This window comes from Paenibacillus ferrarius (assembly GCF_002027705.1).
GTDB classification, from domain to species: Bacteria; Bacillota; Bacilli; order Paenibacillales; family NBRC-103111; genus Paenibacillus_E; species Paenibacillus_E ferrarius.
Window position 1 is genome coordinate 174,399 of the sequence record NZ_MBTG01000072.1, and the last position, 25,919, is coordinate 200,317.

The window sequence follows — 25,919 nt, forward strand, 5'->3', positions numbered from 1 at the left end:
TATTTTTCACTCGATAGTGGCGAAAATAGGGTACTGCCCAGCCAGCTTGCTGCGCAGAATATCAACTCTTGCCTGAGCTCTTTGCAAAACCTCCCGCTCGTCGATCCACGTGCTTCTCCCATGTTCAACGACAACCTGCCCGCCGACCATGACAAGATCAACATCATTGCCATTGGCGTTATACACCAAAGATGAGGAGGCACGATGTACAGGACTTATATGCGCCTTCAACATATCGACGGTTACGATATCCGCTTTCTTCCCCGGCTCAAGACTGCCCAAATCCGCACTACGTCCTACGGCCTTGGCACCATTCACCGTTGCCATTCGCAGAACATCCATCGGAGGCAGCAACGTCGCGTCCAGCTCATTCACTTTGTGCAGACATGCCGTGAACTTCAACACCTCCAAATTGTCTTGGCAGTTGTTGCTGCCCGGTCCATCCGTGCCTAAAGCAACATTAATGCCCATTTTCAGCATTTCCGGCACTCGGGCTACACCAGAAGCTAAATACATATTGGAGACTGGGCAATGAATGACAGAAGCTTGCTTAGCTTTGATCAGCTCCAATTCGCCATCATCCAGCCACACCCCATGAACGACTTGCGTTCGCTCACCCAACAGGCCTACTTCATTCAGCAGCTCCAAATTGCGCAGGCCATAGCGAGCCATCGTAGTATCGATCTGTTCTCTCGTTTCAGCGACATGAACGTGTGAGATTAGCTTGCGTTCTTGACTGAAAACCGCCGCTTTCTCGAGATATCCCCTGGAGCAGCCGTACAGGTTCAGCGGTCCGAGAGCGATTCGAATACGGCCGGACGCAGCGCCATCCCATTCATCAAGCAAGCGATCTGTGCTGCCAAAGATCATCTCCTCCGTTTCCCGCAAGCGTATTTCCCCAGCCAAATCTGAGCCCCCTCGAGCCAAATGCCCTCGAATCCCCGAATCGACCATCGCCCGCAGCACACTCGCGTCGTTCTCCGGATACGTGTGAATATAATGATGGTCCATCATATACGTAGCGCCTGATTTTAAATTTTCGATACATCCAATTAATGCGGCCAAATAGAAATCTTCCGGTTCCATGGCAAGGCTCATAGGCCATATAATTTCCTTAAGCCACTGGGCTAAAGGCGAATGGTCGGATACCCCTCTCATGAAGGTTTGGAACAAGTGGGTGTGTCCGTTAATGATCCCGGGAATAACCACTTTACCTGCTGCATTGTAGCTGTATGATGACTTCGCAAGCAGATAATCCATACTTCCGTCTGTTTTCCACTCACCTACTTCCTTGATGACATCATGCTCCATATACACATAGCCAGGTTTAAATATCTGATTGGCGGCATTCATCGTTAATACGGTGCCGTTATAAATCAGTTTATTTGACATGTGACCACCCCCTAATAATTCTAAAATGTTAATTTATCTACCACTAATTTAAAGAATCTTTGTTTTGTGTTATGTTTATTGACACGATTATATGTGTGATCGAATATTCAGTCAACTAACTTTGTAAATAAGAACATCCTGAATAGTTACGTTTTGGTGTTCATTTTCGGTATTTCGGTTAACAATAGCTTCGTTTTCGCTATGATTTTGCTTTTTGTATACAAAAACTTCTTTTCTAGCAACAATTGTATATATTTTAGATTTCAAAGGAGATGAGCGTATGTTAGATCTGCCTCACCTTGATCAAGTGGATCAGGATATCATCAAATTACTGCATGACAATGGACGAATGTCTTTTGCCAAAATCGGTGAAACCCTTAATCTATCTCGTGTTGCCATTCAGAAGCGCGTGGAAAATCTGATTGAACAAGATGTCATCGAGAACTTCACAGTTCGTTTGAATGTGACGAAGCTTGGGAAAGTGGTCAGTGCCTTTTTTGAGGTTGAAGTGGAGCCGCGGTATGTCGAAGAGGTCGGGAATTTACTGGCAGACGACGCCAATGTCATCAGTATTTATCAAATGACGGGGTCCAGCTCACTCCATATGCACGCCCTGCTCAAAGATGACGCTTCACTGGAGGACTTCCTTTATCAAAACATCTATAAGCTAAAAGGCGTAGTGCGGGTCAACACCCAAGTTGTCATCAAACGATTCAAACAAGGCACTGGACTGGAGTTGTAGGATCGCACACTGAAAAACAAAAAGCCTATAAGTCCCTGAAAAAGGGACTTATAGGCTTTTGTTTTTAACCGAAATTTGCTGCTGTTTACATAAATGACGAACGCGAGTTGATAAAATGAATTTCTGAGGATTTTGCGCCTTCATTTGCTCAGGGCGTAAGGTTCAAATACGAGAATGCCTGCAAAAATACAGGTATTTCTGGCGGAATCGGCTGAAAAACAGAAAAGCCTGCGATTATGCAGGCTTCTTCAGCATTTCCATCCTCTAATCACGAAAAAGCCCCAAAAGCCTGCATAATCGCAGGAATCTATGGATTCGGACCCTTCCATGACCAAAAAGGATGCACATTTGCAGGAATTTAGCAAAATAAACAGGGTATATTCAGTATCAACTTATAAGTTCAACCGATACATCGCTTTATTCTCTAGACCGCGAATCATCGGTGTCCATGCTTCTGTTTCCGGTGTCGTTAGCAGCGTATCCTCCACCATTTGCAGCTTCGCATCCATGGAATCAATATAATGAAGAGCAACCGCCTCTGGAATTTGAGGCAGTACCGGACTTCCCCACTCAGGTAGATTATGATGGGACAGCACAATATGCTGCAGGCCGATAACCACATCGGATTGAAGATCAATCCCGAGGTTAAGCGCCGCTTCGGTTATCCAGTTCGAGGCCATCGAGATATGTCCGAGCAGCTTCCCCTGCACGCTGTAATCACTAACGATTCCCATCTGTGCAATCATTTCTTCCGGCTTCGCGATGTCATGCAGAATAATGCCTGCTTTAATTAAATCCGCATTGAGGAATGGACGCTGCTTGCAAATAAATTCACCAATCTCAAGCATGCGCACGATGTGATAAGCTAGACCGGCAAAATAGGCATGATGATGCGTTTTGGCTGCCGGATAATGATTCAGTTTATCTGCGACTTTGGTAACACAGAACGAAACGATCGACTTGATCGTCGGATTCGTGATGCTCTCCTGAACTTGATTTATCGTATGAATAAGATCAACTGGACTAATAGGCGCCGAACGGATGAAATCCGTCATTTGAATGCCATCCTCAGGCAGCGCTTTGCGCAAGCGGCCAATCTTCACTTGCAGCTTATCGCGGTACGTTTGGATGACGCCTTGGACCTTCACCAAGGTCATGGGAAAGAACGTTTCTTTATCCGTCGCGCTGACATCCCACATCTTCGCTGAAATTTGGCCGCTAGCATCACACAGAATAATGTCCATGAAATCCTTGGCAGGCGTCGTATTCGTTTGTTTCACTTCAAGCTCTTTGATAAGATAAAATCCGACAAACTCGTCAGGTGCTTGCATTTGCTTAATTAAAGTCATTTGATATCCTCCACTTGTCATTAGAAACATTATACTACGAAAATGATAAAATGGATGAATGGAACCCAATAGAAATTTCAGGAGACGTTTTATGCAGACAAAAATCGTTTATGGTTGTGATTTTAGCGGAGCGATTAATCCCTCTGAGAAAATCTTCCTCGCACGCGCAGAGCTAACCGCTGGAACTCTGCACATCCAAGACATCATCCATTGTGAAGAACGGCTGGATCTTTACTACCATATTACAGCTCAGCAAGCCTATTGGGGCATGGACATGCCATTCGCTTATCCTGCGTTCATCTATGAGCACTTGGAAACATTATCGGATTGGTCATCGCTCTATGACTTGGCCGTCCAAACCTCAAGAGTACAGTTCAAAGAGCAGATTGAGCATGCCATATCCTCGCTAGCCCAGACACCAACGCGACGCACGGACGCCGCCTTGAACGCCAAAAGCCCACTCTCCAAGACGCCTATCAATATGTTGGGTCTCACCTATGGCGGGTTCAAGCTGCTTGCCCATTTAGTGCGCAGCGGCGTGAATGTGTACCCTTTTTCCGAGCAGTATACAGCGCGTTCCTGTGTTTATGAAGTTTATCCCTCCCACACATGGCGTATGTTGGGGCTCAAAAGGGGAATGCCGCTCTCCACGTTTATCGCTTCTTTCAATGACAAATATCCTCTACACATTGAGGTAAAGGATACGGTCTATACATGTATTGCCGGGCTGAAACCAAGCATGCAGATGGATGCCTGCGACGCCGTGGCCGCCTGTGTCACGATGGCTTATGCGCTGGCCGCAAATCAATTGGATACTTCATGGCATCAGAAGCCCACTTTTGCTACCGATGCGGAATGGGGCAGTTCTGCGCTTGAAGGTCTTATCGTAAGACTGAGTTAGCGCTTTAAGCTATCTTTTACTCCAATCCAAAAAATTCTCGTGAAGTCCGCGTCGTGGCATCAACCACTTCTTCTGCCGTCTTCCCCAAACAACCAGCCACTGCCGCAGCAATGTGGGGAAGAAATTGCGGCTCATTACGGCCATCCCGAGGCTTCACAGGCAAATCACGAGGCGTTAGAAAAGGGGCATCCGTCTCCAGCATAAGGCGATCAAGCGGCACCCTTTTCACAAGCTCACGCAGATGCTTGCCTCTCCGTTCATCGCAGATCCAACCCGTAATTCCGATGTAAAAACCTAGCTGCAGGTAGGTCTGAAGCTCTTGCATTGTGCCTGTAAAACAGTGAACAACCGCTTTGTTCATAGAACCGATGTAAGGCTTCAAAAGTCGAACGAAATCAACATGCGCTTCTCGTTCATGCAGAAACAGCGGCATTTGCAGCTCGCAAGCAAGCTTAATCTGCTCTTCAAACCATTTCTTCTGCACGTCGCGAGGCGAGAAATCCCGATTAAAGTCCAAACCGCATTCCCCAATGGCCACAACTTGCGGAAGCTTTGCCAATTGCCGCAGTTTGCCTAGAGTTACAGCTGTGCAATGCCGCGTGTCATGGGGATGAACCCCTGCCGTCGCAAATAATTTCCCCGGAAATTGTTCGGCGTATCGCGCCGCTCCTTCACTATTCCTCAAGCTCGTTCCCGTGAGGATCAGCGGCGAAACTCCCGCTTCCAACGCGCTGGCGACCACGGCATCCCGATCCGTGTCAAACGAGCGATGCATCAGATTAACACCAATATCAATGAGGGATGGATTCATTGGTTCCTACCTCCTTGGCGTGTTCATACACATAACAGAACTGAGCCGGCACACGATCTGCAAGCCATACTTCATTACCTGCATAATAGAAAACAACTCCGGCATGCGAAGCCTTCTCAGCCTCTACAGCCAAAATCACTAATTCCCCTCTTCGCTTGCCAGCAAGCGCGGCAAAGTGAAGCCCTTCTGATAAGTGCACATAATGACGCTGCATGGAGCGCAGGCCCTGTTTCAGAATTGAGGGCGCTGCTTGCACATTCGTTCCATGGTACAGCACAGTTGGAGGAGCAGCTGCTGGATATCCGACCTTATCGTGGCTATGCCCATAGCGGGCGCGAATGCGCTCTCCCTTAATCTCAAAACGCTGCTTCTCACAACGTTCCACAACCTCTTCGATATCTCCGACACCGATATCCGACCACTTCGTTTGCTTATGAAGGGCACCCAGCAGCTCGCTTGTCGGACAAGAGCCATCGACAGGGTCAAGGCTCAGGCCAAATTCTTCAGGCGAATGCCGCAGCATTTTGCTCATAAACTTGCTTAATTTCGTATATTTTTCTTTATCTAACATATCATTCACACCCTGCTAATTAATTGTTTATTTTTCTCATTCATTCACCAGAAATCCTACTCGAATTTCCGATTCTTCTTTCATCCACGACATCGTCTGCCCTTTGTGCAGCTCCGTTTTCATGGATTTCACCAGCATCTCGATGTCCACGCATTGTTCATAATGCCACTGAAGTGCGGCCGATACATATAATTCGTTAAGCTGCGCAAACGTAAAGCCGTCTGTTTGCTTTACCGTTATGTGAAGGAGTGCCTCCGTTAGAAGTTTGTTCATCCCTTTTTGCTTTAAATACGTTTCTCGCAGCACCATGTCCGGAAGCTTGATTTCATAAGCTCGATCGAAGCGGCCGGCACGATTCATAAGCGCAGGATCTATTTGCTCCGGATAATTCGTTGTGCCAATGAGGAAAATCCCTTCCTTGGAGGTCGCGCCATCCAAAATGTTCAAGAAATAGGATCTCGCTCTCTGCGGCATAGCGTCTATATCTTCAATCACCAGAATCATAGGCGCCATATTGGCCGCAGCCTGAAACACCTCTTGAATCGAATCGCTGCAGGTGTTCTCCGTAATTTGCCAATACGCGACTGGCGCTTTCACACTGCCCGCGATCGACTTAACGAGCGTCGTCTTCCCATTGCCTGGCTTGCCGTACAGCAGAATCCCTCTTTTGTATGGAAGCTGATATTCCTTGAAAAAAGCTCGATCCTCCGTAAAAAATTGATCGATGGAACGATAGATATCGGTCTTTACATCCTCTTTCATGATAACCTCCGAACGGTCCACCATGCGGGTAATAGGTGTAAGCTCTTTCTCCATCCCATGAGGTCCATCGGTGAAAACGGTCACTTGCCTGCGGTCCAAATCCCGCCGCCGCTGTCTGGCATGTTCCAGAAACCGATGCAAACTGGCATCATTTTCCGCAAAGACGAAATCCTCCACGCCAATTCCATGCAGGCGAAAGGTTGGCACTCTGGCTAATGCAATTCCCCATCCCGGATAAGCAAACACATTGTTGCGCAGCGTCGGATAGATGCAATAGCTTGAAGCCTCATTTTCTCCACTCATGCCAAAAGCACGTGATTCCATATGATCAAAGATTCGGGTGACAAAATGGACATCACCACTTCCGCTCTTCACATCCTGCTCAAGCATTTCCCAATACTCTTCTTTCCCGTCATCGCTCATATAAGGCTCGAAATGTTTCCCGTATCGTTCACCCAGAACCGTTTGAATGCGTTCGAGCACGTAAGCATAATCTCGATATGCGGTTAGCGAGCCTCCGTCAGACCTCACATGAGCGGATACGGCGGCGGCGCCTGCTTCATTTACCTTAGTCTTCATATTCAACTGATTCATTTTGCACCTTTTACTGTCGCCATAGGCTTACATTTGGCAACAACGCTTGCCAAGCCAGCCCCAACAACACTTTCAATGATTTGATCGACATCTTTATAAGCCTGAGGCGATTCATCGAGAATTGACTCTAATGACCTTTGGTTCACAACAATTTCATCATCCGTTCCTACGTGCATGGCGGCAGCGAATTCTTGAAGGGTCACCACTCTTTTCGTCGCGCTGCGCGAGCGGATGCGCCCTGCTCCATGACAGATCGAGTGGAAGTTCGCCTCACCGTCCGGAGCTCCTACCATGATATAGGAAGCCGTTCCCATCGAACCTGGAATCAGCGCAGGGTGACCTGTCGCGGCATAAGGCTCTGGATTGCCTGGATGTCCGGCGGGAAGCGCTCGCGTCGCCCCTTTGCGATGAACAAAATACGACTGCTCCTTGTGCTCCTCATTCCATGCATAGTTATGCATGAGATCATACAAGGTCGTCATTTCAAACTTGGAACCAAACAGTTCCTTGCCCGCTTCACGAATCGCATAAGCAATGAGATGCCGATTGACTACGGCGTAGTTAAGCGCAGCATACATCAGATTGACGTAGTTTTGAGCAGCCGGATGTTCGAGAGGCGCGAACAGCAGCTTCGGGTCTGCCGTACCTAGCCCATTCATTCGCATCACTTTCTGCATATCGCTGCTGCAGTACTGATTGACCGAGCCGCCCCAGGCACGTGATCCTGAATGGATCATAACAATAACTTGACCATCGAAAAGCCCCCAGGCTTCTGCGATCTCCCGGTTCTCCTCCGCAATCTCAATCGATTGAATTTCCGCAAAATGATTGCCATTTCCCAGTGTCCCAAGCTGACGATGCGAGCGATGCCAAACCGAGTCTGGAAAGCGATTCAACGCATTTTCGTCTAAACTAAATTTACTGCTCTCTACATGCGTCAGCGAAGTTGCTTTTCGAGGCGTATAGCCATCGGGGATGTACTTTTTGGGCAAGCCATGCAAGCCCTTCGTAACGACATGTTCTAATCGGATGTCAGAGAAATGCCCGCGCGCATGATCCTCTACCGGCAGGTACCTCTCAATCGTCTTCACCAGCTTGCGGCGAAGCTTCACGTCTTTCAGCTCATCCTTATGCAGATTCGTCATATGCACCCGCATGCCGCAGCCAATGTCGCTGCCAACGATAGAAGGCGACACATAGCCATCTTCAGTTCGCCATACAGCCGTTGTGCCAATACAAGTGCCTACACCGACATGCACATCAGGCGTATAGCTCATATATACTTGATTCGGAATCTGCAAATTATTGTTAGCCATTTGAAACACTTGATAATCCAAAGCTTTGAACAGCTCCGGCCCTGCATACACATGTACAACCCCCGATGGGAGCTGGACCTGCTGAATATAATGTTCTTTCATTCGGTTTATTCCTCTCTATGAACCCCAAACCTCCTTCAGCGCCTCTCGGAATAAGGCATCTAATGCCGCATCCTGCTTTTCTTCAGAGACAACGATGTGTTTGGCGGTTTCTTCAAAATACGCGATTTGTCGTTCTAGAAAATCGTTGATGACCGTAATTTTCGGCTCTAGGTCGAATTCAACCCCAGCCTTTTTCCGTGTCAACAACGTCATCATTTCTTGTTTTAATGTTGATTCCGGCACCATGCGCTGAACCAACTCTTCAAAATCCATCGGCGGCATACTGCCATACGCCTCGATCCACCCACAGGCAAGCACTGGGCGAAGCACATAAAAATACTTTTTGATTTTCACATAATCGCCTTGCAAATATTCCCGGAAGTTCCCCTTAGCCATATGCAAATAGTGATACATACTGGATCTCGGGGAAAAAGTGAGCGGCGATAACGCACGGATTCGCTCCGTTATCAAGTACTGCTCCATATACTGAATCGGCGATTGCAGCCATTCGAGCAGCGGCGGGTTCGATTTGCGGAACAAATTGAGCGCCTTTTTCAAATCCCACCCATTGATATCGAGCTGGTCGCTAATCGGACACTCAATGACATCTCGTTTCTCGAATAGGGATAAATACCAGTCTGTTGGCCTTACATAGATGAACCTTACATCATAATCACTGTCCTTCGAGGGAAATCCCCATGCTCTGCTGCCGGATTCACAGGCATAAAGGATCCGCACCCCCTCCTCTTGCTCAATCCGTTGCAGCTCACGATCGATTTTATTTATATCAAATGTCATGGGACTCACCCTTTCTTTATGTTTCTTTGTGTTAGAAAAACGTCAAAAAGCCATAGACCAAACAGCGTCTACGGCTTCTATACACGAAATATGCACCATGCGATGCCTATCTACGTATTTGTCAAAAGTCCGGTCGAGACCGAGGGTAAAATTTGCTCTTCAATTGTCAGGTTATTCATAGAAATTTGATTGCGAATCATATCGTCGGCCTCCTTTCCATTCATTTACAAACATCATACGAGTCAAAGCCAGGAACTGTCAATCCGCTCCAGGCGGAAAGATTAATTATAGCGATCATACTTATTAATAAAAGTTATCAAAGCTTCTTTGGCCAATGCGAAGCCCTATTTGTTCAGTTCGTGAATTGCTGTTATTCTAATCTTAGAACATAATTACGGAAAGAGGGTGTTGAAATTGGCCAAAAAACTAGATGCTTATACATTAAATCTAATTAAAGAAGCTCTTGCTAAATTGGATGTCACTTATAAAAAAGTTAACATCGATTTAGAGAATGGACATATTTCCGAAGAACTTACTAGCATGAATATACAAAACTTATTAGAACTTGGAAAAGGACTCAGCAAAGAAAGAGCTCAAGCTTGGGCAAGAGATGTTGAGGAGGCAAGAAATGACTGGTAAGGTTCGAGCTATTCTTGATACAAATATTGCAATAGGGCTCATTCTTTCCGATCCTGAAATTTCTCAAAAACTACAGTTTTTACACGATGAGGGCGTCATATTCTGTATGTCAGTCATTTCTAAATGTGAATTGCTCAGCGGAGCCAAAGATATAAAAGAAATTGAACAAATAATTAATTTAGGAAATGACAACTTTATTGAGGTTTCAAATGAAATCGCACAAATCGCCGGAGAGATACGTCGCGAGCAAAAACAACGATACGGCAGAGTTATTAAAACACCGGATGCCTTAATAATAGCTACGGCTAGAATTTATGAATTATCACTTTACACGAAAGATAGAGGCATGCATTTTGTTGAAGAATATGGTGTAACTTTAATCAAATAATTCTATCATCTAAAAAAACCTTTACCTCACATGACACCCAATTTTGTCCCTCACGCTCCTCTAAACACCCTTAATCGCAACCATCGGCTTACAAGCAGCCACCACATCCGCCAGCGATGCACCTACTACACTATCAATAATCTGATCCACATCTTTGTACGCTTGTGGGCATTCATCCAGAATCGTTTGCAAAGAACGATGATTCACCAGAATTTCTTCATCCGTTCCCACTTTGAGCGATTGGGCGAATTGATCAACAGTAACTAAGGCTTTCGTTGCCTTACGGGATCTAGCTCTGCCTGCGCCATGACAGATGGAATAGAAGTTCTTCGCACCTTCCTCTTTCCCGACCATAATGTAGGACGAGGTTCCCATCGAGCCGGGGATGAGCGCCGGATGACCGGTTTCTTTGTATGCAGCCGTATTCAGGAAATGGCCTGGCGGCAGCGCTCTTGTCGCACCCTTCCGATGAACCAACATCGTTTGATTACGGTGAAATTCTTTTAATGCATAGTTATGCATCAGGTCATACAGCACGGGCAGTTCAGTCTCTCCGCCGAACACTTCGCGGAAAGCTTCCTGCACCCCATAGGCAATCATGTGTCGATTGCTTACCGCAAAGTTCAATGCCGAGTACATTAAATGCAAATAGGTTTGCCCTTCTCGGCTCTCAATTGGAGCATACAGCAAATTTCTGTCCGGATTTTCCACACCCCAGCTTTGCATCACTGCTCTGAAAACCTTCGTAAATTCTTGGCCTAAACGAGCGCCCCAAGCACGAGAGCCGGAATGAATCATGACGACAACTTGACCGTCGAACAAGCCCCATTTTGCCGCCAAATCCTTATGCGCTTCCGCGATCTCCAGATATTGAATTTCTATAAAATGGTTCCCACCACCCAGTGACCCGAGTTGTCCATGTGCGTATTTTTGAATTTTGGGCGGCAAATTTTCGAGGTACGCATGATCAAACTTAAATGTCGACTCTTCAACATGGGTCAACCATTGCTCGTTCGATCTATAGAGCTCAGGAAGCCCCTTCAGCCCATGTTTGACCACTTGTATAATATCAATATCCGCATAGTTCGTATTGGTTCGTTCATTCGTAGGAACATATTTTTCGATAGCCTTAATCAATGTTCTGCGGATTTCTTTGTCTTGAATGTCCTTTTTATGCAAAGGTGTCGTATGCACCCGCATGCCGCAGCCGATATCAACACCAACAATGGAAGGAGATACGAAGCCATCGATCATCCCCCATACCGCAGTCGTTCCGATACAAGTCCCGATCCCCACATGGGCATCCGGCGTGTAGCTCATATGCTTGTTACGCGGAATTCGCAGATTGTTGTCAGCCATTTCAAATACTTTGTCCTCAAAAGATTGGAACACTTCAGCATTTGCAAATACATGCAGGTTGCCGTGCTCCAGCGGCATTTCATAATGATTGTTTCCATGTGTGATTGGTTTTAAGTCCATTGCACTAACCTCCGTTGTTCTTATGCACTTATCTTCGCTTATTTCTAACTGCTCGAACATGGCGAAAGTATGACGACACCTAAAAAGTTTCCATTTTCTCCAAATGATGCTCCTGTTACAATAAGAGCAGGTTGTTAGGCAGAGCGGGGGATTGATTTTGGCTAAAGAAAGCTTTGATAAAGAAATTCAGTTTCTGCGAATGCTGGTCCTTACCAGCGGGGCGTACAGCCGGCAGCAATTTGCGGAAAGACTCGGGATATCGGTTCATACCTTTGATAAAACACTGCGCCGATTAAAAGAAATTGTGGCCGCGATGTACCAACAGGTGCCTGACGAACAGAGGAAAGAATTCACGGAGATGCTGCGCTACAGCTATTTCGACTCCACAGATCCCATGCTGCTGTTCTTGTTCCGCGCCAAGTCATTGAAAGAATCGGAAAGTCAGCGGATTTCCAAACTTCTTGCTGCTTTGAAGGATCAAGCACTTACGGCGATGGAGCTGTTGGATATATGCTGCGCAGATCTGCTTGCGGAGGCTGCCCTTCCTGACGAGAAGACCATCCGAAACGATTTGAAATATTTAGAAGACGTCGGTGTGATCAGAAAAGTGCCAGGCCCGCGCCCCAATCGCTATCGCATCCATAATGATTTAATTCAAGAATTAAGCCAAGATGAGCTGGTTGATCTCTATGACTTTGTTGATGTGATGTCGAATACGCAAGTCCCCTCGGTTCAAGGCTATTTGCTGCGAGATGGACTCAAAAAGCAGTTGAATCGGACCTCATCCAATCCAACGCAAGTGGAGCCATTTCTCTATAAATATCATTATCATTCGAGGATTTTGGATGAAGCTCACTTATACATTCTGCTTTCCGCCATAAAGAGCCGCCGCAAGGTCGCATTTTTTTATTTTTCGCCCAAAAATACCCAATCATATTCCTCCAAAAATACGAATCCATTATTCGAGCGGGAAATGGAAGGAAAGCTTGAAACCACGCTGCCGCTCAAAATCGTCTATGATCACCAATATGGCAGGTGGTATATGCTTTCGTATGATGCCAGACACGGGATTAAGAAATATCGCATGGAAGGGATGACACAGATTGAGCTGGGCGAGCCTGTCCCTTCGGACTTTTTTACAGAAAAGTGCAGCGAATTGGAAAAGCGGATTACCCATAGCTGGGTCATAGATACCGGACGAACACTCACTGTGAAAGTCAAATTCTTCAATCCGGTGGATACCCCCTCCAATTTCATCAAGCAGCGCGTCCAGCTTCAGGGGCAGTGGGGAATCATTACGGAAGAAACGAAAGATGCCTTTATTTTTGAGATTCAGGTCAATGGCACGACAGAAATAAAGCCTTGGATCCGCAGCTTCGGTTCGAGCTGTGAGGTGTTAGAGCCCCCCTTCTTTCGGAAGGAAATGATGGCAGAATGGGAGGCGCTTCGCGCTTATTATGAATCTGTTTGAGAAGATATTTAACTACCAGATGATAGCTAAGCTAGAGGATTCAGGCACTTTCATGATTACATCGCAGGAGCGATCTTGGCTGAAAACGATGCTAAACCACCCTACTGCGGCCCATGCTTTCACTCCGCTCACACGCGAGAAGCTGCAGTCCGTGCTGGCCACAGATCCTGCCTTCGATTTAACGGAGGCTTTCCTGGAGAAAGCCCGCAGTCGTGAGAAACACATTTATCATCCCCATCTGCGCGAGCTGCGCCGATTCATTGCCAGCCAAACGGCTGTTCAGCTTACCTATCGAGTAAAGGATGAGCGGGTTTTCACAGATGAAATGGCTTTTCCGTATAAGTTGGAATATTCGCTGGTCAAAAAGGAATGGTATCTGCTGTGGTACCATATCAGAAACCGTGCCATGATGAGCAGCAAGCTCGATAATATCGAATCGCTCCAAGCACTGATCATTGATCCGGAACGAATCGCGCAGATGGGTGCGAACATTGATAAATTGCTGCAAAAGCGCCAGGCTCACGCCAAAATCGAGGTCGTCAATACGTATAATCGGGAGTTATCGAGGATTCTTTATGCCTTTTCTTGCTTCGAGAAACAAGTTAACTATGAGGAAGCCACTGACACCTATACGATCCAGCTTACTTTTATGAATAATGAGGCCGAGTACGTGCTAACCAAAATCCGCTTTCTCGGTTTGCGGGTCCGCGTCACAGAAGGCGAGCATTTGCAGAAAAGAATGGCGGATACCGTTAAACGTGCGCTGGCTAGATATGAGGAAAAGTAGCGAATAAACTTAATTCCCACTTGTTTAATAGGATTTAATATGCTAGATTAACTACACAATAACTAACAGCCCATTGGTCCACCAAAGGCTCTCCCAGCAACCGTTATGATACGGCATGCTTGCGAGAGCCTTTGCTGTATGGACCGGGAGCTAAACGACGACTATGGGAGGGTTGAAGAATGCGTACAACCAAGCAGTCTATGCATTTGGGCGCGTTTCTCGTTCATCCGCGCGCTCACATAAAACCATCGGGTTGCACCGATACGAATGCTCAGCATATAGAGCCATTTAAGTTTTATGAGCATCTCGCTCGCACGGCCGAGCAAGGAAAATTGGATTTCATTTATTTAGCCGATTCTCAGGCTCCAAGCCCGGAACCCCTTACTTTCCTTTCCTATTTAGCGGGAATTACGACGCGAATTGGCTTGGCTGCTGCCGTTTCAACTACGTATTACGAGCCTTTCAACTTAGCTCGTGAATTCTCTTGCCTGGACCATTTGAGCGGAGGGCGCGCAGCTTGGAAGGTTATCACCTCCGGCAGCGAAGCTGAGGCGCATCACTTCAATCAAGATCAACCGCCTGCCCTTCAGCAGCGTCAAAACCAAGCTCAGGAGTTCTTGGATGTTGCATATTCACTCTGGGACAGCTGGGAGGACAACGCCATCTCGGCTAATAAAGTAAGCGGGATATTCGCTGATCCCACTAAGGTTCATGAGCTTAATCATCGCGGTGAATTTTTCGCTGTTCGCGGCCCCTTGAACTTGCCGCGATCTCCGCAAGGCAGACCCGTGATTCTGCAGGATGCCAATTCGGATACAGGAACACTTTTTGCAGCTGAAACGGCAGAAGTCGTCTTCACGACATCACAGACGTTGGAAGATGCGCAGCGTTTTTATCAGGAGATAAAAAGCTTGGCCACCGCACACGGGAGGTCCGCCGACCACATTAAAGTGATGGCTTGCATCTATCCAGCTGTCGGTATTTCCGAAGAAGAAGCGCTGCAAACAATTGCCCATTTACAGTTAACAAATGCTTCTAGACTTGTATGTGGCAGCCCTTCACAAATTGCCGATCAACTCGAAGAATGGTTTGTCAAAGAAGCCTGCGACGGGTTTGTCATCACTCCCCCGAACTCGGCTGGCGGCCTGACGGATTTCGTGCAAAAGGTGATTCCTGAGCTCCAAATCCGAGGCTTGTTTCGATATGAATATGAAGGCACAACGCTGCGCGAGCACCTTGGTCTGAGCAGGCCGCAAAGCCGTTTCCAAGCGGCTCACGCAAGCAGCGAAGTCCTGCATGCTGAGGAGGTCCATGATGGGAAAATCAAGTAAACAGCGACAGCTGCACTTAGGAGCATTTGTATTTGGCGTTGGCCACCACGTAGCGGCATGGCGCTACCCCGAGTCCGATACGAACGGACTGTTAAAGCTGGATTTCTACCGTCAATTCGCCCAAACAGCGGAACGCGGCAAATTTGATTTGATATTCGTTGAAGATATTCCCGTTCTTCCGGAGCAGTGGGAAAGAGCTGTCAACTACACGCTTCCTGTCAGGGCAGAAACCATGACACTTCTGTCAGCTTTGGCTTCCGCAACGAAGCACATTGGCCTTGTAGGCACCGTTTCTACAACCTATAACGAACCCTTTCATGTCGCGCGCAAATTCGCTTCACTGGATCACTTAAGCCAAGGTCGTGCGGGTTGGAACGCCGTCACTACGAGCTTGGATCACACAGCCAAGAACTTTGGGCGCGACCAGCATCTCGAACATTCCCTCCGTTATGAACGTGCCAAAGAATTCGTCGATGTAGTCAAAGCGCTGTGGGATAGCTGGGAAGAGGATGCCCTTCTCATGGACGAAGCCGGCGCCTACTTGGTAAACCTGGACAAAGTACATGAAATTAATCATCAGGGAACTCACTTTTCCGTTCGGGGTCCGCTGAATATACACCGCCCCCCACAAGGGCAGCCTGTGATTGTTCAAGCCGGTTCTTCCGCGACCGGCCAAGCTTTTGCCGCTCAAGCCGCCGAAGTTGTTTTTACAGCATGGCAGACCTTGGAGGAGGCGCGAAGCTTCTATACCCAATTGAAAAGCCAGCTGCCAGCTTACGGTCGATCCTCCGAGGAGCTGAAGATTCTGCCCGGCATCCTCCCCTTCATAGGCTCAACGGAAGAAGAAGCGCAAGAAAAAGAAGCCGCATTCCAAGACCTCGTTCTCCCCACAGTCGGATATGGCATGCTGCAAAATATGTTAAAAGTTGATCTCTCCTCTTATCCGCTAGATTCACCTCTGCCAACATTGCCAGATGCCGCGGAAATCAACGGCGGGAAAAGCCGATATCAGCTTTTGCTCGATATGACGCGCAGAGAAAATCTGACTGTCCGCCAGTTAATTCACCGTGTCACAGGCGCTAGAGGGCATCGGACTATTGCAGGAACACCGAAACAAATTGCTGATCTGATGGAAGAGTGGTTCGTTAACGAAGCCTGTGACGGCTTTAATATTATGCCTCCCTACCTCCCAGGCGGACTGGATGCGTTCGTTGATCTCGTTATTCCTGAGCTCCAGCGGCGTGGTTTATTCCGTACCGAGTATGAAGGTACAACACTGCGTGATCATCTTGGTTTAGAAAAGCCTAGGTAAGAAAAACCGATAGAGAAAAGCGCCGATCCCCTATTGAACTCAGGGAATCGGCGCTTATTTAGTTCACTGCTATCTTAGCGGCGGCTTCTTCCGCCAGTTTTACGCGCAATTGCTCTTTCCGCCCCGCTCGTTCTTCGGGCTTCATGCGCGGACACGTATAGCAGTAATTGCCGCCTTCCGTGCGGTAATACATACAACATGCCATCTTCATCCGCAGCTGCTTATCTGGTTCGCCAGGAGCACCTGGATAATCCACAAAGTTAATTTTCACATCCAGGGGATTACGGCTGCGCCCGAACGGATCGCCCTTCAGCCCTTTGGTAAGGAACGTCCAGTCCTCTTCGTAACGCTTTAACAGCTCTTCAGAGCCAGCCGCTTCCTCCAATTGGTCAAACATATACCGAAGCCGCATGGGAAACAATCTCCAGAGATGCGTTAAATCCACCTTCACCGCACGGGAAGTCGCTTCCACAATTGGACGAATATGAGCTTCGTACCAGTGGCTTAACCTTTCTTCACGCCATAGACTGCGCTGATCAGGCTGCGGACCTTCCATCCACCGAATTTCACTCAGCACATAGCGGAACTCGACATGCCCCTTCTCATGCCGATAAATTTGCAAGGTCCAACGCTCTGGAGCCAGATCAATTAGTTCGGCATGCGAGACCATATACTGCATAGCGCCATTCAACATGGCAATTCGGCTAATAAAATACACACCAGCCGCCGCGGGTTCCAATGCGAGCATAAGCGGCGAGTAGGCATTGACCAATTCCTTTATGCCCGCTTCTGTTGAGAGACGACTTCCTGCTATTGAAAACAGCGGTTCCGGATGAAATTCCGTCACAACACTAAACTTTTCAGCGATTACGTGTACAAGGGACGAACTCATAATCCTGCCTCCATTTCGGGTTAGCTTGCATCAAGCTTTGGATTTTGCCAGCAAATATAAGAAATATGGAGCTCCGATGACCGCTACAACAATCCCTGTAGGAATCTCGGTTGGCTGGAGAATCCAGCGTGCAAGCGTATCTGCAACAATGAGCAGCAGCCCTCCCGTTAGCATAGAGGCCGGCAGCAAATATTGATGCTTCGGTCCCACAAGCTGCTTGGCTAGATGCGGACCGATCAATCCGACAAAGCCGATGCCTCCGCCGACAGCGACGCAAGCTCCCGCAAGAGCAACAGCGGCGACCAGCAGGCTGAGACGTTCTTTTTCGATACGTGTCCCAAGTGCGCTTGCAATCTGATCGCCCAGATGGAGCACATTCAACGTTCGAGCTTTGTATAGAACGAAAGGGATACACACGACAATCCACGGCAGCAGGGCAAAGACGAATTTCCAATTCGTTCCCCAGATACTGCCCGCGAGCCACACAGCTACAAATTGATAATTTTGCGGATTCATCCGGATCGTTAGGACAATCATCGCGGCGCTGATTCCTGCCGCTACGGCAATACCGACCAGAATAAGTCTGGTTGGCGAAATGCCTATGCCTTTTTTGTAAGAGAGACTATAGATCAAACCGGCAGCAAGCCCTGCCCCAACCATTGCCAGAAGCGGCATCATAAACACAGGAGCAGCCAGATTGGTAGGATAAAATGAAACAAACAAGACTACTGCAAGTCCAGCTCCGGCATTAATGCCTAGAATACCTGGATCGGCCAGCGCATTGCGCGAAAGTCCTTGCAGAATAGCCCCAGATAAAGCGAGTCCTGCGCCAACCAGCACAGAAATAATAATCCGCGGCAAGCGAAACTCGAATAAAATCAGCTCTTGCTTGCTCGTCCCTTGCCCAAAGAAGGTATGAATGACATCGCTTGGCGATAACCGAATATGCCCTGTATTCATACTGAGGAGAAAAGCAATGAGAATCGCCGCGGCTAAGATGGAGATCATGGTATAGGCTCTTACCGAGCGTTTGCGGTTGGCTACATCGATGAGAGAAGACATTACATCTCCCTCCTTTCCTTACGCGCCAAATAGAGAAAAAACGGAACGCCGATCAGCGCAATCAAAGCGCCAATGGGAGTTTCAAATGGCGGATTTATCATACGGGCGCCAATGTCAGCGACAACCATAAGGAGCGCACCCAACACAGCCGAGCAAGGGATGATCCAGCGATAATCCACGCCTACGAGCGATCGTGCCATATGCGGGATGACCAGCCCCACGAAACCGACCGCACCAACCGCTGATACCGACGTACCGGCTAGGATAAGCGACAGCAGCATTCCAGCAGCTTTGACCCAGCGTGTTCGTTGACCCAGTCCAGCGGCAATTTCATCCCCAAGACTAAGCAAGGTTATGGAACGCGACAGCCAGATAGCCCCAATGATACCAGCCAGAATCCACGGCCAAATAATTTTGATTTGCAGCCACTTCGTTCCGGCAACACCACCGGCATACCAGAAAGCCAAATCCTGCGAAATATGAAAATAAATCGCAACGCCTTCGCTAAGCGCAAGCAGCAAGGCACTAACCGCTGCGCCTGCCAAGGCTAGACGCACGGGTGAGAGACCGCCTTTGGCCAGAGAGCTGATGCCGTATACAAGTCCTGAACCAACTGCTGCGCCTGCAAATGAGAATAAGATCAAATACTGAAAAGGCAGACCTGGAAAAAAAGCGAAGCAAATGGCCAATACAAAGCCTGAGCCGGCATTAATCCCAAGCAAGCCAGGATCTGCGAGCGGATTGCGCGTCATCCCCTGCATGATTGCCCCGGATATCGCAAAACCGATACCTACAAGAGCACCAGCCAATGCACGAGGGAGCCTCAGCTCGCGAATAATTTGATGTTGTGTAAGCTCTTGATTGAAATTGAAAATGGCTTCCCAAACCATAGAAAGTTTAATATCTGCCGCTCCTACCGATACGGACACAGCAAGCCCGAGAAATAAAGCAGCAAGACCGCCAATTAGTATAATCGAAGCCACGAACGGCCGCGTCCGAAGCTTGGGCCGTGGAGTATCGGCTACTCCGCTGGGTAAACTCATGCACATAATCCCCTTCCACTATGTAGGCGTAAAAAGGTAAGAAAGCTAGATTCAGGCTTGCTTCCTTTGTCCTTTTACAGCAAATCTACGCCTTGCTTATTACCAAAACATCAAAGCTATTCGAATTTCTTTGACTATTATAGCATAGGTGATAATGATTATCATTATTGGATTTCAAAAAATTAAAAAGTCTGCCTAATCTCCGTTTGCGCGACCTTGGGAGATTAAACAGACCTGTGTTTTGCTTCTATTTTAATTGGAATCCAATAACCGCTGAATAATATCGGCAAGCGCATGCTCTTCATAATGCACCGTATGGGCATCCGCTACCTCTTTCAGTTTAGGGTGCGCATTATCCACAGCATACCCAAGATCCGCTTGCTGGATGAGGGAAATATCGTTCAGATGATTGCCAATCCCAATTGTGCGAAGACCTTCTACGCCAAGATGGCGAATCAGCTCCTGAAGCGCCTCCCCCTTGGATGCCTTGAACGGAAGAATCTCCAAATAGGTCTCTTCGGAATAGACCAGCTCGCAAGGCAATCCGCTGCTATGCACAAGCTCCTCGAACTGAAGCGCCTTTTGCGGCGTTGCCGCAACGATGAGCACCTTGGTGATCGGGCAAGGCCACCCAGCCAGCTCGGATATCGGCTGACTGGCGACGCCATCCTTCCGTTCATGAGCTTCTAGCCAGCTGTTGCGGTTCGCAGAGTACACGCTGCCACAGTGATACACGAGGACGGCGGCATCGGTTCCCGCAAGGTCAACGATTTCCCCCCATAAGGATGGATCAAGCTCCAAATATTTCTCCTCGAGCACTTTGTCCGCAGCCGGACAATAGAGCTTGGCTCCGTTATATAAAATAAGCGGCACGCGAATACCTAACTCGCGCACATACGGCGCGACAGCCGCTTCCGTTCTTCCCGTAGCTAGTGTAAACAAGCCGCCTTGTGCTTGAAATCGCCGGATTGCCTCCGCGTTCTCTGCACTGATGCGCTGCTCCCGATCCAGCAGCGTCCCATCCATATCCGAAACCAACAAAATGCGATGCATGCTCATGCTCCTTCTTTACATCTATTGTCCGTCAAGCCATTCGGACCAAGAAAGCTTGTAGTCCAATTCACCTTGTTGCAAACAGTATTGGTAGAAGGTGCCTATGAATTGAATCCGCTCCATCGCTGGTTCATATTTGTAAGAATCCGGCTTAGGCAGGGATTTCACGAAATCTTTGCCCCCGATGAGAGCATGCCTTCTGAAGAAATCCTCAAGGGAAATGCCATGTGCACGCGCATTGCGAATCATATCGTACAAAATGATAAACGTAGTGGCGCGACCGGAGCCTCCGCGACAGTGGAAATGCAGCCAATTTGCCTCTGACTGTGCCAAAGCGAACGCAACAAACCGATCAATTTCGCTATTCGAAGGCTTGTGATGATCCGTAACATAGAAACGCATATAGGAGCATTCCTCAGCATGTGCCAGCTCTTCTTCGGATTGAACAAGCCATTCATCGGTTCGTTGTACGATTCCAATCTCGACCGACTTGCCTTCCACATGAGCGAACGGAATCGAATCCAGCTGCTTGAGACCGTTCAGCAACTCCCTCTCCTGTTCGGCCGCTTCCTGCGGCAGCAAGCCTTTATTGCCTGCATTATGCTCGGAGAACCAGCTAATCGCCATGCCATTCAAGAAACCATGGCTTTCTTGGCGTAAATCAACAATGGTTATAGGCTGATTGCCAATAGCCTGCTTCATATATTTCAAGCCTTGCAAGGAAAATCTGCCGCCTGCCGATGCTTGCAGCTGTGCCAAACCGTTCAAATTCGTCTGGCTCTCTACCTCTAAGACAGGTGACCTTGATGTGCGAAATCGTGCCGGCAGCTCTTCGCTATGAGCTGTGTCTACAATGAGTTTCAAATGATCCTGCTTTATCACGGGGTACCCTCTTTCACTATCATTCCAATAGAAATGAAAAATAAATTACATTATTCATACTATTATATTTTATTTACATAAACAACCCTTTGACATGTAAAGGAATTATTTTGGAATATGTGCCGCATATCGCTTGCGAAGCTTGTTGAGCTTCTCCAATTTGCCTAAAGCCGATTCTTTGCTGCGCATGCCGACTCCAATGACCAGACTCTCGACAAGCATCGTTGGCGCGACCATGGAATGGAATTCCCACACTTGCCCCCGCAGCGCATACAAGACAATATCCGCATTCGCATTCATCTCCGAAACCAGACAATCTGTGATCAGAATCGTCTTGTAGCCTGCTTCTTTGGCATGCTGGAGCAGAACATCCGTCTCAGGCAGCATATTGACGAAGCCGAAGATTAGTACAGTGTCCCGTTCGCTCAGGTGCATCAACGCTTCATAGAGCTCATGACCGCTTTTGGCCATCATATGGACAGCGAATCCGAATCGGCTCAACCTGAATTGCAGCAAATTCCCGAGGCCTTCGGAAGGGCCAGGCGCAAAAATATAGACCCTGCGGGCTTGGTAAACGGCCTCCACCGCTTTGTGAAAATCCACACGCGACAGCTCCGAGCCCGTCTCTCGCAAATATTGGATGCCGCGCTCCAGCATGCTGCCGGGCAAATCCTCGGTCTCAACCTCGTCGATCGTATGCTTCATTTTATTAGCTGGGGAAATAGGGTTGCTTCTAATAAGCGACAGCTTAAAATCCTTCAAATTTTTGTAGCCGACTGCCTTCCAAAAGCGGGACACCGAAGCGATGCTGATCTTCAGCTCCTCCGCCATATCGAGCTCAGTCAGATAAGGAAGCCGGCTCACATTTTTTTCTATATAGTCAGCGATCTTCTGCTGATTCTTGGTCAATGTTTCCAAATCCCAATTAAACTTCTTCGTCATGGTTGCAGGGCTCCTTATAGCGATAATACTTACATTATACCGTATTACACCCACAAAACAGAGAAAATGTAAGTTTTATTTCATTGTAAATCAAGGGCATGGATAAATAATTTACATATTTATATTTTTGTAATTTAATTTACATATTTAACACATGTATTTTACACCCATTTAATAAACGTCAACTACAATGAAGCTATCAACGAACCAGGAGGGTTTACCAAACTATGCATACATTCATGAAACCAACTGCACTGCTTGCCAGCTTCATGGCTCTATCCGTTCTCTCTGCCTGCGGAACAACTGCTGCCCCGAAGGATCAGGCTGCCGACGGCAGCGTGAAGCCCACAGCAGCGGCCACCACACAAGCCACAGCGGCAGTCAAAATGAAAACAGAGACATCGGAAGAGCTCTATGAAAAAGCTAAAAAAGAAGGCAAGCTTGTTGTCTATTCGCCTTCCGCACGCGCTAACGATGCAAAGAAAACGTTTGAAGCCAAATATCCCGGCATTTCCGTGGAAGTATTCAAGCTTAAGTCCAATGAATTGATGGACAAGCTGATGCGTGAGCAAGATGCAGGACTTAACAATGCCGATGTTATTATTACCAAAGAAGTCAGCGGTGCTGTTGGCGAAGAAATGGTGAAGCCTGGCCGCGTGTATACCTACTTGCCTGAGGATATTGCCCCTAAGGTGGATGAGCCGTTTCGAACCAAAGACGGGTATGCCAACTATTTGGAAATGCGCACCTTGTACTACAATACTGAAGCTTACAGCAAAGCGCCCGTCTCCAATTGGTGGGACTTGACTACGCCGGAGTGGAAAGGCAAATCGTACCTGGTCGATCCGTTAATCTCCCCTGCCTTTATGGATTTGTTCACCGCCATGGTCGTCAACAGTGAGGATATGAAGAAAGCCTATAAAGATAAATTCGGCAAGGATATTGAATTAACCGGAACACCCAATGCCGGATATGAATTTATCAAACAGCTGTATGCCAACAATCCCGTCATTCTCAAAGGCAGCAGCGACGTGCTCGATGCCATCGGCAAAGCAGGCACAAAAAGCCCGGCAGTAGGCATTGCAGTTTCCGGCGACGAGCGCAAAATTGAAGACGATGGTCTCAAGGTAGCGCCTATTTATGACCTTAAGCCCAAAACCTCTGTACCGGATGCCGGCTATCTCTATATGGTCAAAAATGCGCCGCACGAAAATGCCGGCAAGCTGTTCATTCGCTGGATGATGGGTGAAACCGACGGACAAGGCGCGGGTGTGGAGCCTTTCAACGAATTAGGCGCATGGGTTCCTCGGTCCGATGTCAAAACGAAAAATGCCATACCTTACGAGCAATTAAATATGTGGGCTTATGATCATAAGGGCTTCTACGACAATGCCACGAAAGTCAGAGATTTTGTCATCAAATTGAAATAAGGGTCAAGCTGATCCTGCTAAGGAGATTACATCCATGGAATTAAGCAAAGACCGGGGCCGCACTTCGAGCCTATACCTGAGACGCACACTCAATATGGCAAAAAGCCTACTCACGAACCCGGTATATCTCATCGGCTTACTGGCACTCTGCTTTCTTACTTATACGATCATTCTCCCCTTATGGGAAATCGTGAAAACCACCTTTTTGTGGCAGCAGCATGATGTCCGCGTCTCGCCGGATGCCAAACCTGGCTACTTCACCTGGTATCATTGGAGTCGCATTCTAACGAGCGATTTAAGCAAATCTTTATTCTATAAGCCCATGCTCAACTCCATTAGCACCAGTGTAGTCGTATCTTTCGCCTCTATGGCGTTAGGTACGGCTCTTGCCTGGTTTGTCACGCGCACTGACGTGCCTTTTAAGAAAACGATCGCTTTCCTAGCGGTCGTGCCGCATATGCTGCCATCTTGGATCCTGTCGATCGCTTGGATGATGGTGTTCAAAAATCAAAAAATCGGCGGCAGTGAAGGTATTTTCCAGGCCATCTTCCATGTGCAGCCGCCCGATTGGCTGTCCTATGGTTATGTCCCGATTGTCACAACGCTTACGATTCATGACAGTGTTTTCTTCTATCTCCTTGTCGCTGTAGCTTTAAGCTCAATGAACAGTCAGCTTGAAGAAACCGCAAGCCTGCTAGGAGCGGGCCGCCTTACGATTTTGCGAAAAATTACGCTTCCTTTGGTACTCCCTGCTATTTTGTCCGCCTTTATATTGACGTTCACCAAAGCAATGGGCTCCTTCGGCGTGCCAGCGCTTCTCGGATTACCCGTTAAATACTACACGATTTCTACTATGCTCTATAGCGCGATGAGGAACAGAATGGTGACGGAAGCGTATATTCTGAGCCTCATTCTCATGCTGATCTCGATGCTGACCATCTATTTGAATCAAAGAATGATCGGCAAACGCAAAAGCTTCGTGACCATCGGCGGCAAAGGGGGACGCAGAACGCTTACGCCGCTGGGCAAATGGAGAATGCCTCTGGCCATCGGTATCCTGCTGTTCATGCTGCTCATCGGCATTGCTCCGCTCCTACTGCTTGTATGGCAAACGTTCATGCTGAAGGATGGCAATTATAGCCTGAGCAATTTAACCTTGCACTGGTGGATCGGTGAATCCAATTTCAAAATCGCCTCCGGTGAAGTTGGTGTTCTGCGCAATAACGAACTGCTGCTGGCGCTCAAAAATTCGGTACATATCGCGCTTGTCTCTTCCGCTTGCGCAGCTGTTGCCGGACTTATTCTCGGCTATGTCGTGTCACGGGGACGCAAGCTGCGGCTTGCCCGCACGGTAGAACAAGTATCCTTCCTGCCTTACTTGATTCCAGGCATTTCACTTGCCGCGATATACATTTCGATGTTCGCCAAACCAACCTTGCTGCTCCCAGCGCTGTATGGGACTTTATCGCTTATTATCCTGATTACGGTCGTCAAGGATTTACCGTTCGCGACACGAGCCGGCAGCAGCGCCATGCTGCAAATCGGCGGGGAATTGGAAGAAGCGGCACGCATGCAGGGAGCTTCCTGGTTCAAACGTTTCTACCGCATCCTGCTGCCGTTAAGCCGCAATAGTCTGATCAGCAGCTTTCTAATTGTTTTTATTGGCGCCATGAAAGAAATGGATTCCATTATTTTATTAATTACACCTAAGACCGGGACGCTGACTACGCTCACTTTTTGGTATGCAGAAAAAGGCTTCTTTCAACTGACGAATGCGATCATCGTGATCATCATCATCATTATTATGGTGGTATATGCCGTGGCAACGAAGATTGGAAAAGCGGACCTGACCAAAGGTATTGGAGGATAA

At 47.9% G+C, this 25,919-nt stretch carries 24 protein-coding genes; 10 read left to right on the top strand and 14 right to left on the bottom strand.

The window, feature by feature from the left end; translation table 11 throughout:
• Positions 1–6 precede the first annotated feature (6 nt).
• Positions 7–1,392 carry an amidohydrolase family protein gene (locus tag BC351_RS39830; protein WP_079421219.1) on the bottom strand — a complete coding sequence of 462 codons (1,386 nt, stop codon included), beginning with the start codon at positions 1,390–1,392 and terminating at the stop codon, positions 7–9.
• A 280-nt stretch (positions 1,393–1,672) separates the two neighbouring features.
• Here BC351_RS39830 and BC351_RS39835 point away from each other — a divergent pair, with 280 nt between their 5' ends.
• Positions 1,673–2,134: an Lrp/AsnC family transcriptional regulator gene (locus BC351_RS39835; protein ID WP_079421220.1), complete on the top strand. Its 462-nt coding sequence runs from the start codon at positions 1,673–1,675 to the stop codon at positions 2,132–2,134.
• 392 nt (positions 2,135–2,526) lie between these two features.
• Here BC351_RS39835 and BC351_RS39840 read toward each other — a convergent pair whose 3' ends face one another.
• Positions 2,527–3,483 carry a 3'-5' exoribonuclease YhaM family protein gene (locus BC351_RS39840; protein WP_079421221.1) on the bottom strand — a complete coding sequence of 319 codons (957 nt, stop codon included), beginning with the start codon at positions 3,481–3,483 and terminating at the stop codon, positions 2,527–2,529.
• Between the two features lie 91 nt (positions 3,484–3,574).
• Between BC351_RS39840 and BC351_RS39845 the strand changes: the two genes are divergently transcribed.
• Positions 3,575–4,384: a hypothetical protein gene (locus BC351_RS39845; RefSeq protein ID WP_079421222.1), complete on the top strand. Its 810-nt coding sequence runs from the start codon at positions 3,575–3,577 to the stop codon at positions 4,382–4,384.
• A gap of 16 nt (positions 4,385–4,400) precedes the next feature.
• Here BC351_RS39845 and BC351_RS39850 read toward each other — a convergent pair whose 3' ends face one another.
• The 5 genes from BC351_RS39850 to BC351_RS39870 are packed head-to-tail and all read right to left on the bottom strand — an operon-like array spanning position 4,401 to position 9,338.
• Positions 4,401–5,195 (bottom strand): TatD family hydrolase, encoded by a 795-nt coding sequence (locus BC351_RS39850; RefSeq protein WP_079421223.1) that lies wholly within the window; start codon positions 5,193–5,195, stop codon positions 4,401–4,403.
• Positions 5,176–5,766: an RNA 2'-phosphotransferase gene (locus BC351_RS39855; protein ID WP_079421224.1), complete on the bottom strand. Its 591-nt coding sequence runs from the start codon at positions 5,764–5,766 to the stop codon at positions 5,176–5,178. The genes BC351_RS39850 and BC351_RS39855 overlap by 20 nt, the downstream gene beginning before the upstream one ends.
• A 36-nt stretch (positions 5,767–5,802) precedes the next feature.
• Positions 5,803–7,122 (bottom strand): ATP-binding protein, encoded by a 1,320-nt coding sequence (locus tag BC351_RS39860; RefSeq protein ID WP_079421225.1) that lies wholly within the window; start codon positions 7,120–7,122, stop codon positions 5,803–5,805.
• Positions 7,119–8,540 (bottom strand): RtcB family protein, encoded by a 1,422-nt coding sequence (locus BC351_RS39865; protein WP_079421226.1) that lies wholly within the window; start codon positions 8,538–8,540, stop codon positions 7,119–7,121. Before BC351_RS39865 ends, BC351_RS39860 begins: the two co-directional genes overlap by 4 nt.
• Positions 8,541–8,555: 15 nt before the next feature.
• Complete coding sequence (locus BC351_RS39870) at positions 8,556–9,338, bottom strand: nucleotidyltransferase domain-containing protein (RefSeq protein ID WP_079421227.1); 783 nt, start codon at positions 9,336–9,338, stop codon at positions 8,556–8,558.
• 414 nt (positions 9,339–9,752) lie between these two features.
• On the opposite strand from BC351_RS39870, the gene BC351_RS39875 reads away from it, so the two are divergent.
• Together BC351_RS39875 and BC351_RS39880 are read left to right on the top strand one after the other, a co-directional pair.
• On the top strand, positions 9,753–9,977 hold the full coding sequence (locus tag BC351_RS39875; protein WP_079421228.1) for a hypothetical protein: 225 nt from the start codon (positions 9,753–9,755) through the stop codon (positions 9,975–9,977).
• Entirely contained in the window at positions 9,967–10,365 is a 399-nt protein-coding gene (locus tag BC351_RS39880) for a PIN domain-containing protein (RefSeq protein ID WP_158082390.1), read from the top strand. Before BC351_RS39875 ends, BC351_RS39880 begins: the two co-directional genes overlap by 11 nt.
• Before the next feature lie 60 nt (positions 10,366–10,425).
• On the opposite strand, the gene BC351_RS39885 is transcribed toward BC351_RS39880, so the two are convergent.
• Positions 10,426–11,844, bottom strand: a complete 1,419-nt coding sequence (locus BC351_RS39885) for an RtcB family protein (protein WP_079421230.1) — start codon at positions 11,842–11,844, stop codon at positions 10,426–10,428.
• A gap of 157 nt (positions 11,845–12,001) precedes the next feature.
• Here BC351_RS39885 and BC351_RS39890 point away from each other — a divergent pair, with 157 nt between their 5' ends.
• The 4 genes from BC351_RS39890 (at position 12,002) to BC351_RS39905 (ending at position 16,745) form a co-directional block, all read left to right on the top strand.
• Positions 12,002–13,315, top strand: a complete 1,314-nt coding sequence (locus tag BC351_RS39890; RefSeq protein ID WP_079421231.1) for a helix-turn-helix transcriptional regulator — start codon at positions 12,002–12,004, stop codon at positions 13,313–13,315.
• Positions 13,302–14,102, top strand: coding sequence for a WYL domain-containing protein (locus tag BC351_RS39895; protein WP_079421232.1), 801 nt, complete (start codon positions 13,302–13,304; stop codon positions 14,100–14,102). The genes BC351_RS39890 and BC351_RS39895 overlap by 14 nt, the downstream gene beginning before the upstream one ends.
• Positions 14,103–14,281: 179 nt before the next feature.
• Positions 14,282–15,433, top strand: a complete 1,152-nt coding sequence (locus BC351_RS39900) for an NtaA/DmoA family FMN-dependent monooxygenase (RefSeq protein WP_144028687.1) — start codon at positions 14,282–14,284, stop codon at positions 15,431–15,433.
• Complete coding sequence (locus BC351_RS39905) at positions 15,417–16,745, top strand: LLM class flavin-dependent oxidoreductase (RefSeq protein ID WP_079421233.1); 1,329 nt, start codon at positions 15,417–15,419, stop codon at positions 16,743–16,745. The genes BC351_RS39900 and BC351_RS39905 overlap by 17 nt, the downstream gene beginning before the upstream one ends.
• 58 nt (positions 16,746–16,803) lie before the next feature.
• Here BC351_RS39905 and BC351_RS39910 read toward each other — a convergent pair whose 3' ends face one another.
• The 6 genes from BC351_RS39910 to BC351_RS39935 all read right to left on the bottom strand — a co-directional run bounded on the left by BC351_RS39910 (position 16,804) and on the right by BC351_RS39935 (position 22,619).
• The gene (locus BC351_RS39910) at positions 16,804–17,637 is read right to left on the bottom strand and encodes a (2Fe-2S)-binding protein (protein ID WP_079421234.1); all 834 of its coding nucleotides are present in this window, start codon (positions 17,635–17,637) and stop codon (positions 16,804–16,806) included.
• Between the two features lie 30 nt (positions 17,638–17,667).
• Positions 17,668–18,699 carry a FecCD family ABC transporter permease gene (locus BC351_RS39915; RefSeq protein WP_079421235.1) on the bottom strand — a complete coding sequence of 344 codons (1,032 nt, stop codon included), beginning with the start codon at positions 18,697–18,699 and terminating at the stop codon, positions 17,668–17,670.
• On the bottom strand, positions 18,699–19,742 hold the full coding sequence (locus BC351_RS39920; RefSeq protein WP_079421236.1) for a FecCD family ABC transporter permease: 1,044 nt from the start codon (positions 19,740–19,742) through the stop codon (positions 18,699–18,701). Before BC351_RS39920 ends, BC351_RS39915 begins: the two co-directional genes overlap by 1 nt.
• A gap of 252 nt (positions 19,743–19,994) precedes the next feature.
• Complete coding sequence (locus BC351_RS39925) at positions 19,995–20,795, bottom strand: HAD family hydrolase (RefSeq protein WP_158082391.1); 801 nt, start codon at positions 20,793–20,795, stop codon at positions 19,995–19,997.
• Between the two features lie 21 nt (positions 20,796–20,816).
• Complete coding sequence (locus BC351_RS39930) at positions 20,817–21,677, bottom strand: phosphatase domain-containing protein (protein WP_079421238.1); 861 nt, start codon at positions 21,675–21,677, stop codon at positions 20,817–20,819.
• A gap of 105 nt (positions 21,678–21,782) precedes the next feature.
• Positions 21,783–22,619 carry a MurR/RpiR family transcriptional regulator gene (locus tag BC351_RS39935; RefSeq protein WP_079421239.1) on the bottom strand — a complete coding sequence of 279 codons (837 nt, stop codon included), beginning with the start codon at positions 22,617–22,619 and terminating at the stop codon, positions 21,783–21,785.
• 227 nt (positions 22,620–22,846) lie between these two features.
• Here BC351_RS39935 and BC351_RS39940 point away from each other — a divergent pair, with 227 nt between their 5' ends.
• The gene (locus BC351_RS39940; protein ID WP_079421240.1) at positions 22,847–24,049 is read left to right on the top strand and encodes an ABC transporter substrate-binding protein; all 1,203 of its coding nucleotides are present in this window, start codon (positions 22,847–22,849) and stop codon (positions 24,047–24,049) included.
• Between the two features lie 34 nt (positions 24,050–24,083).
• A complete protein-coding gene (locus tag BC351_RS39945) occupies positions 24,084–25,919 on the top strand; it encodes an ABC transporter permease (RefSeq protein ID WP_079421241.1) in 1,836 nt (611 codons plus the stop codon).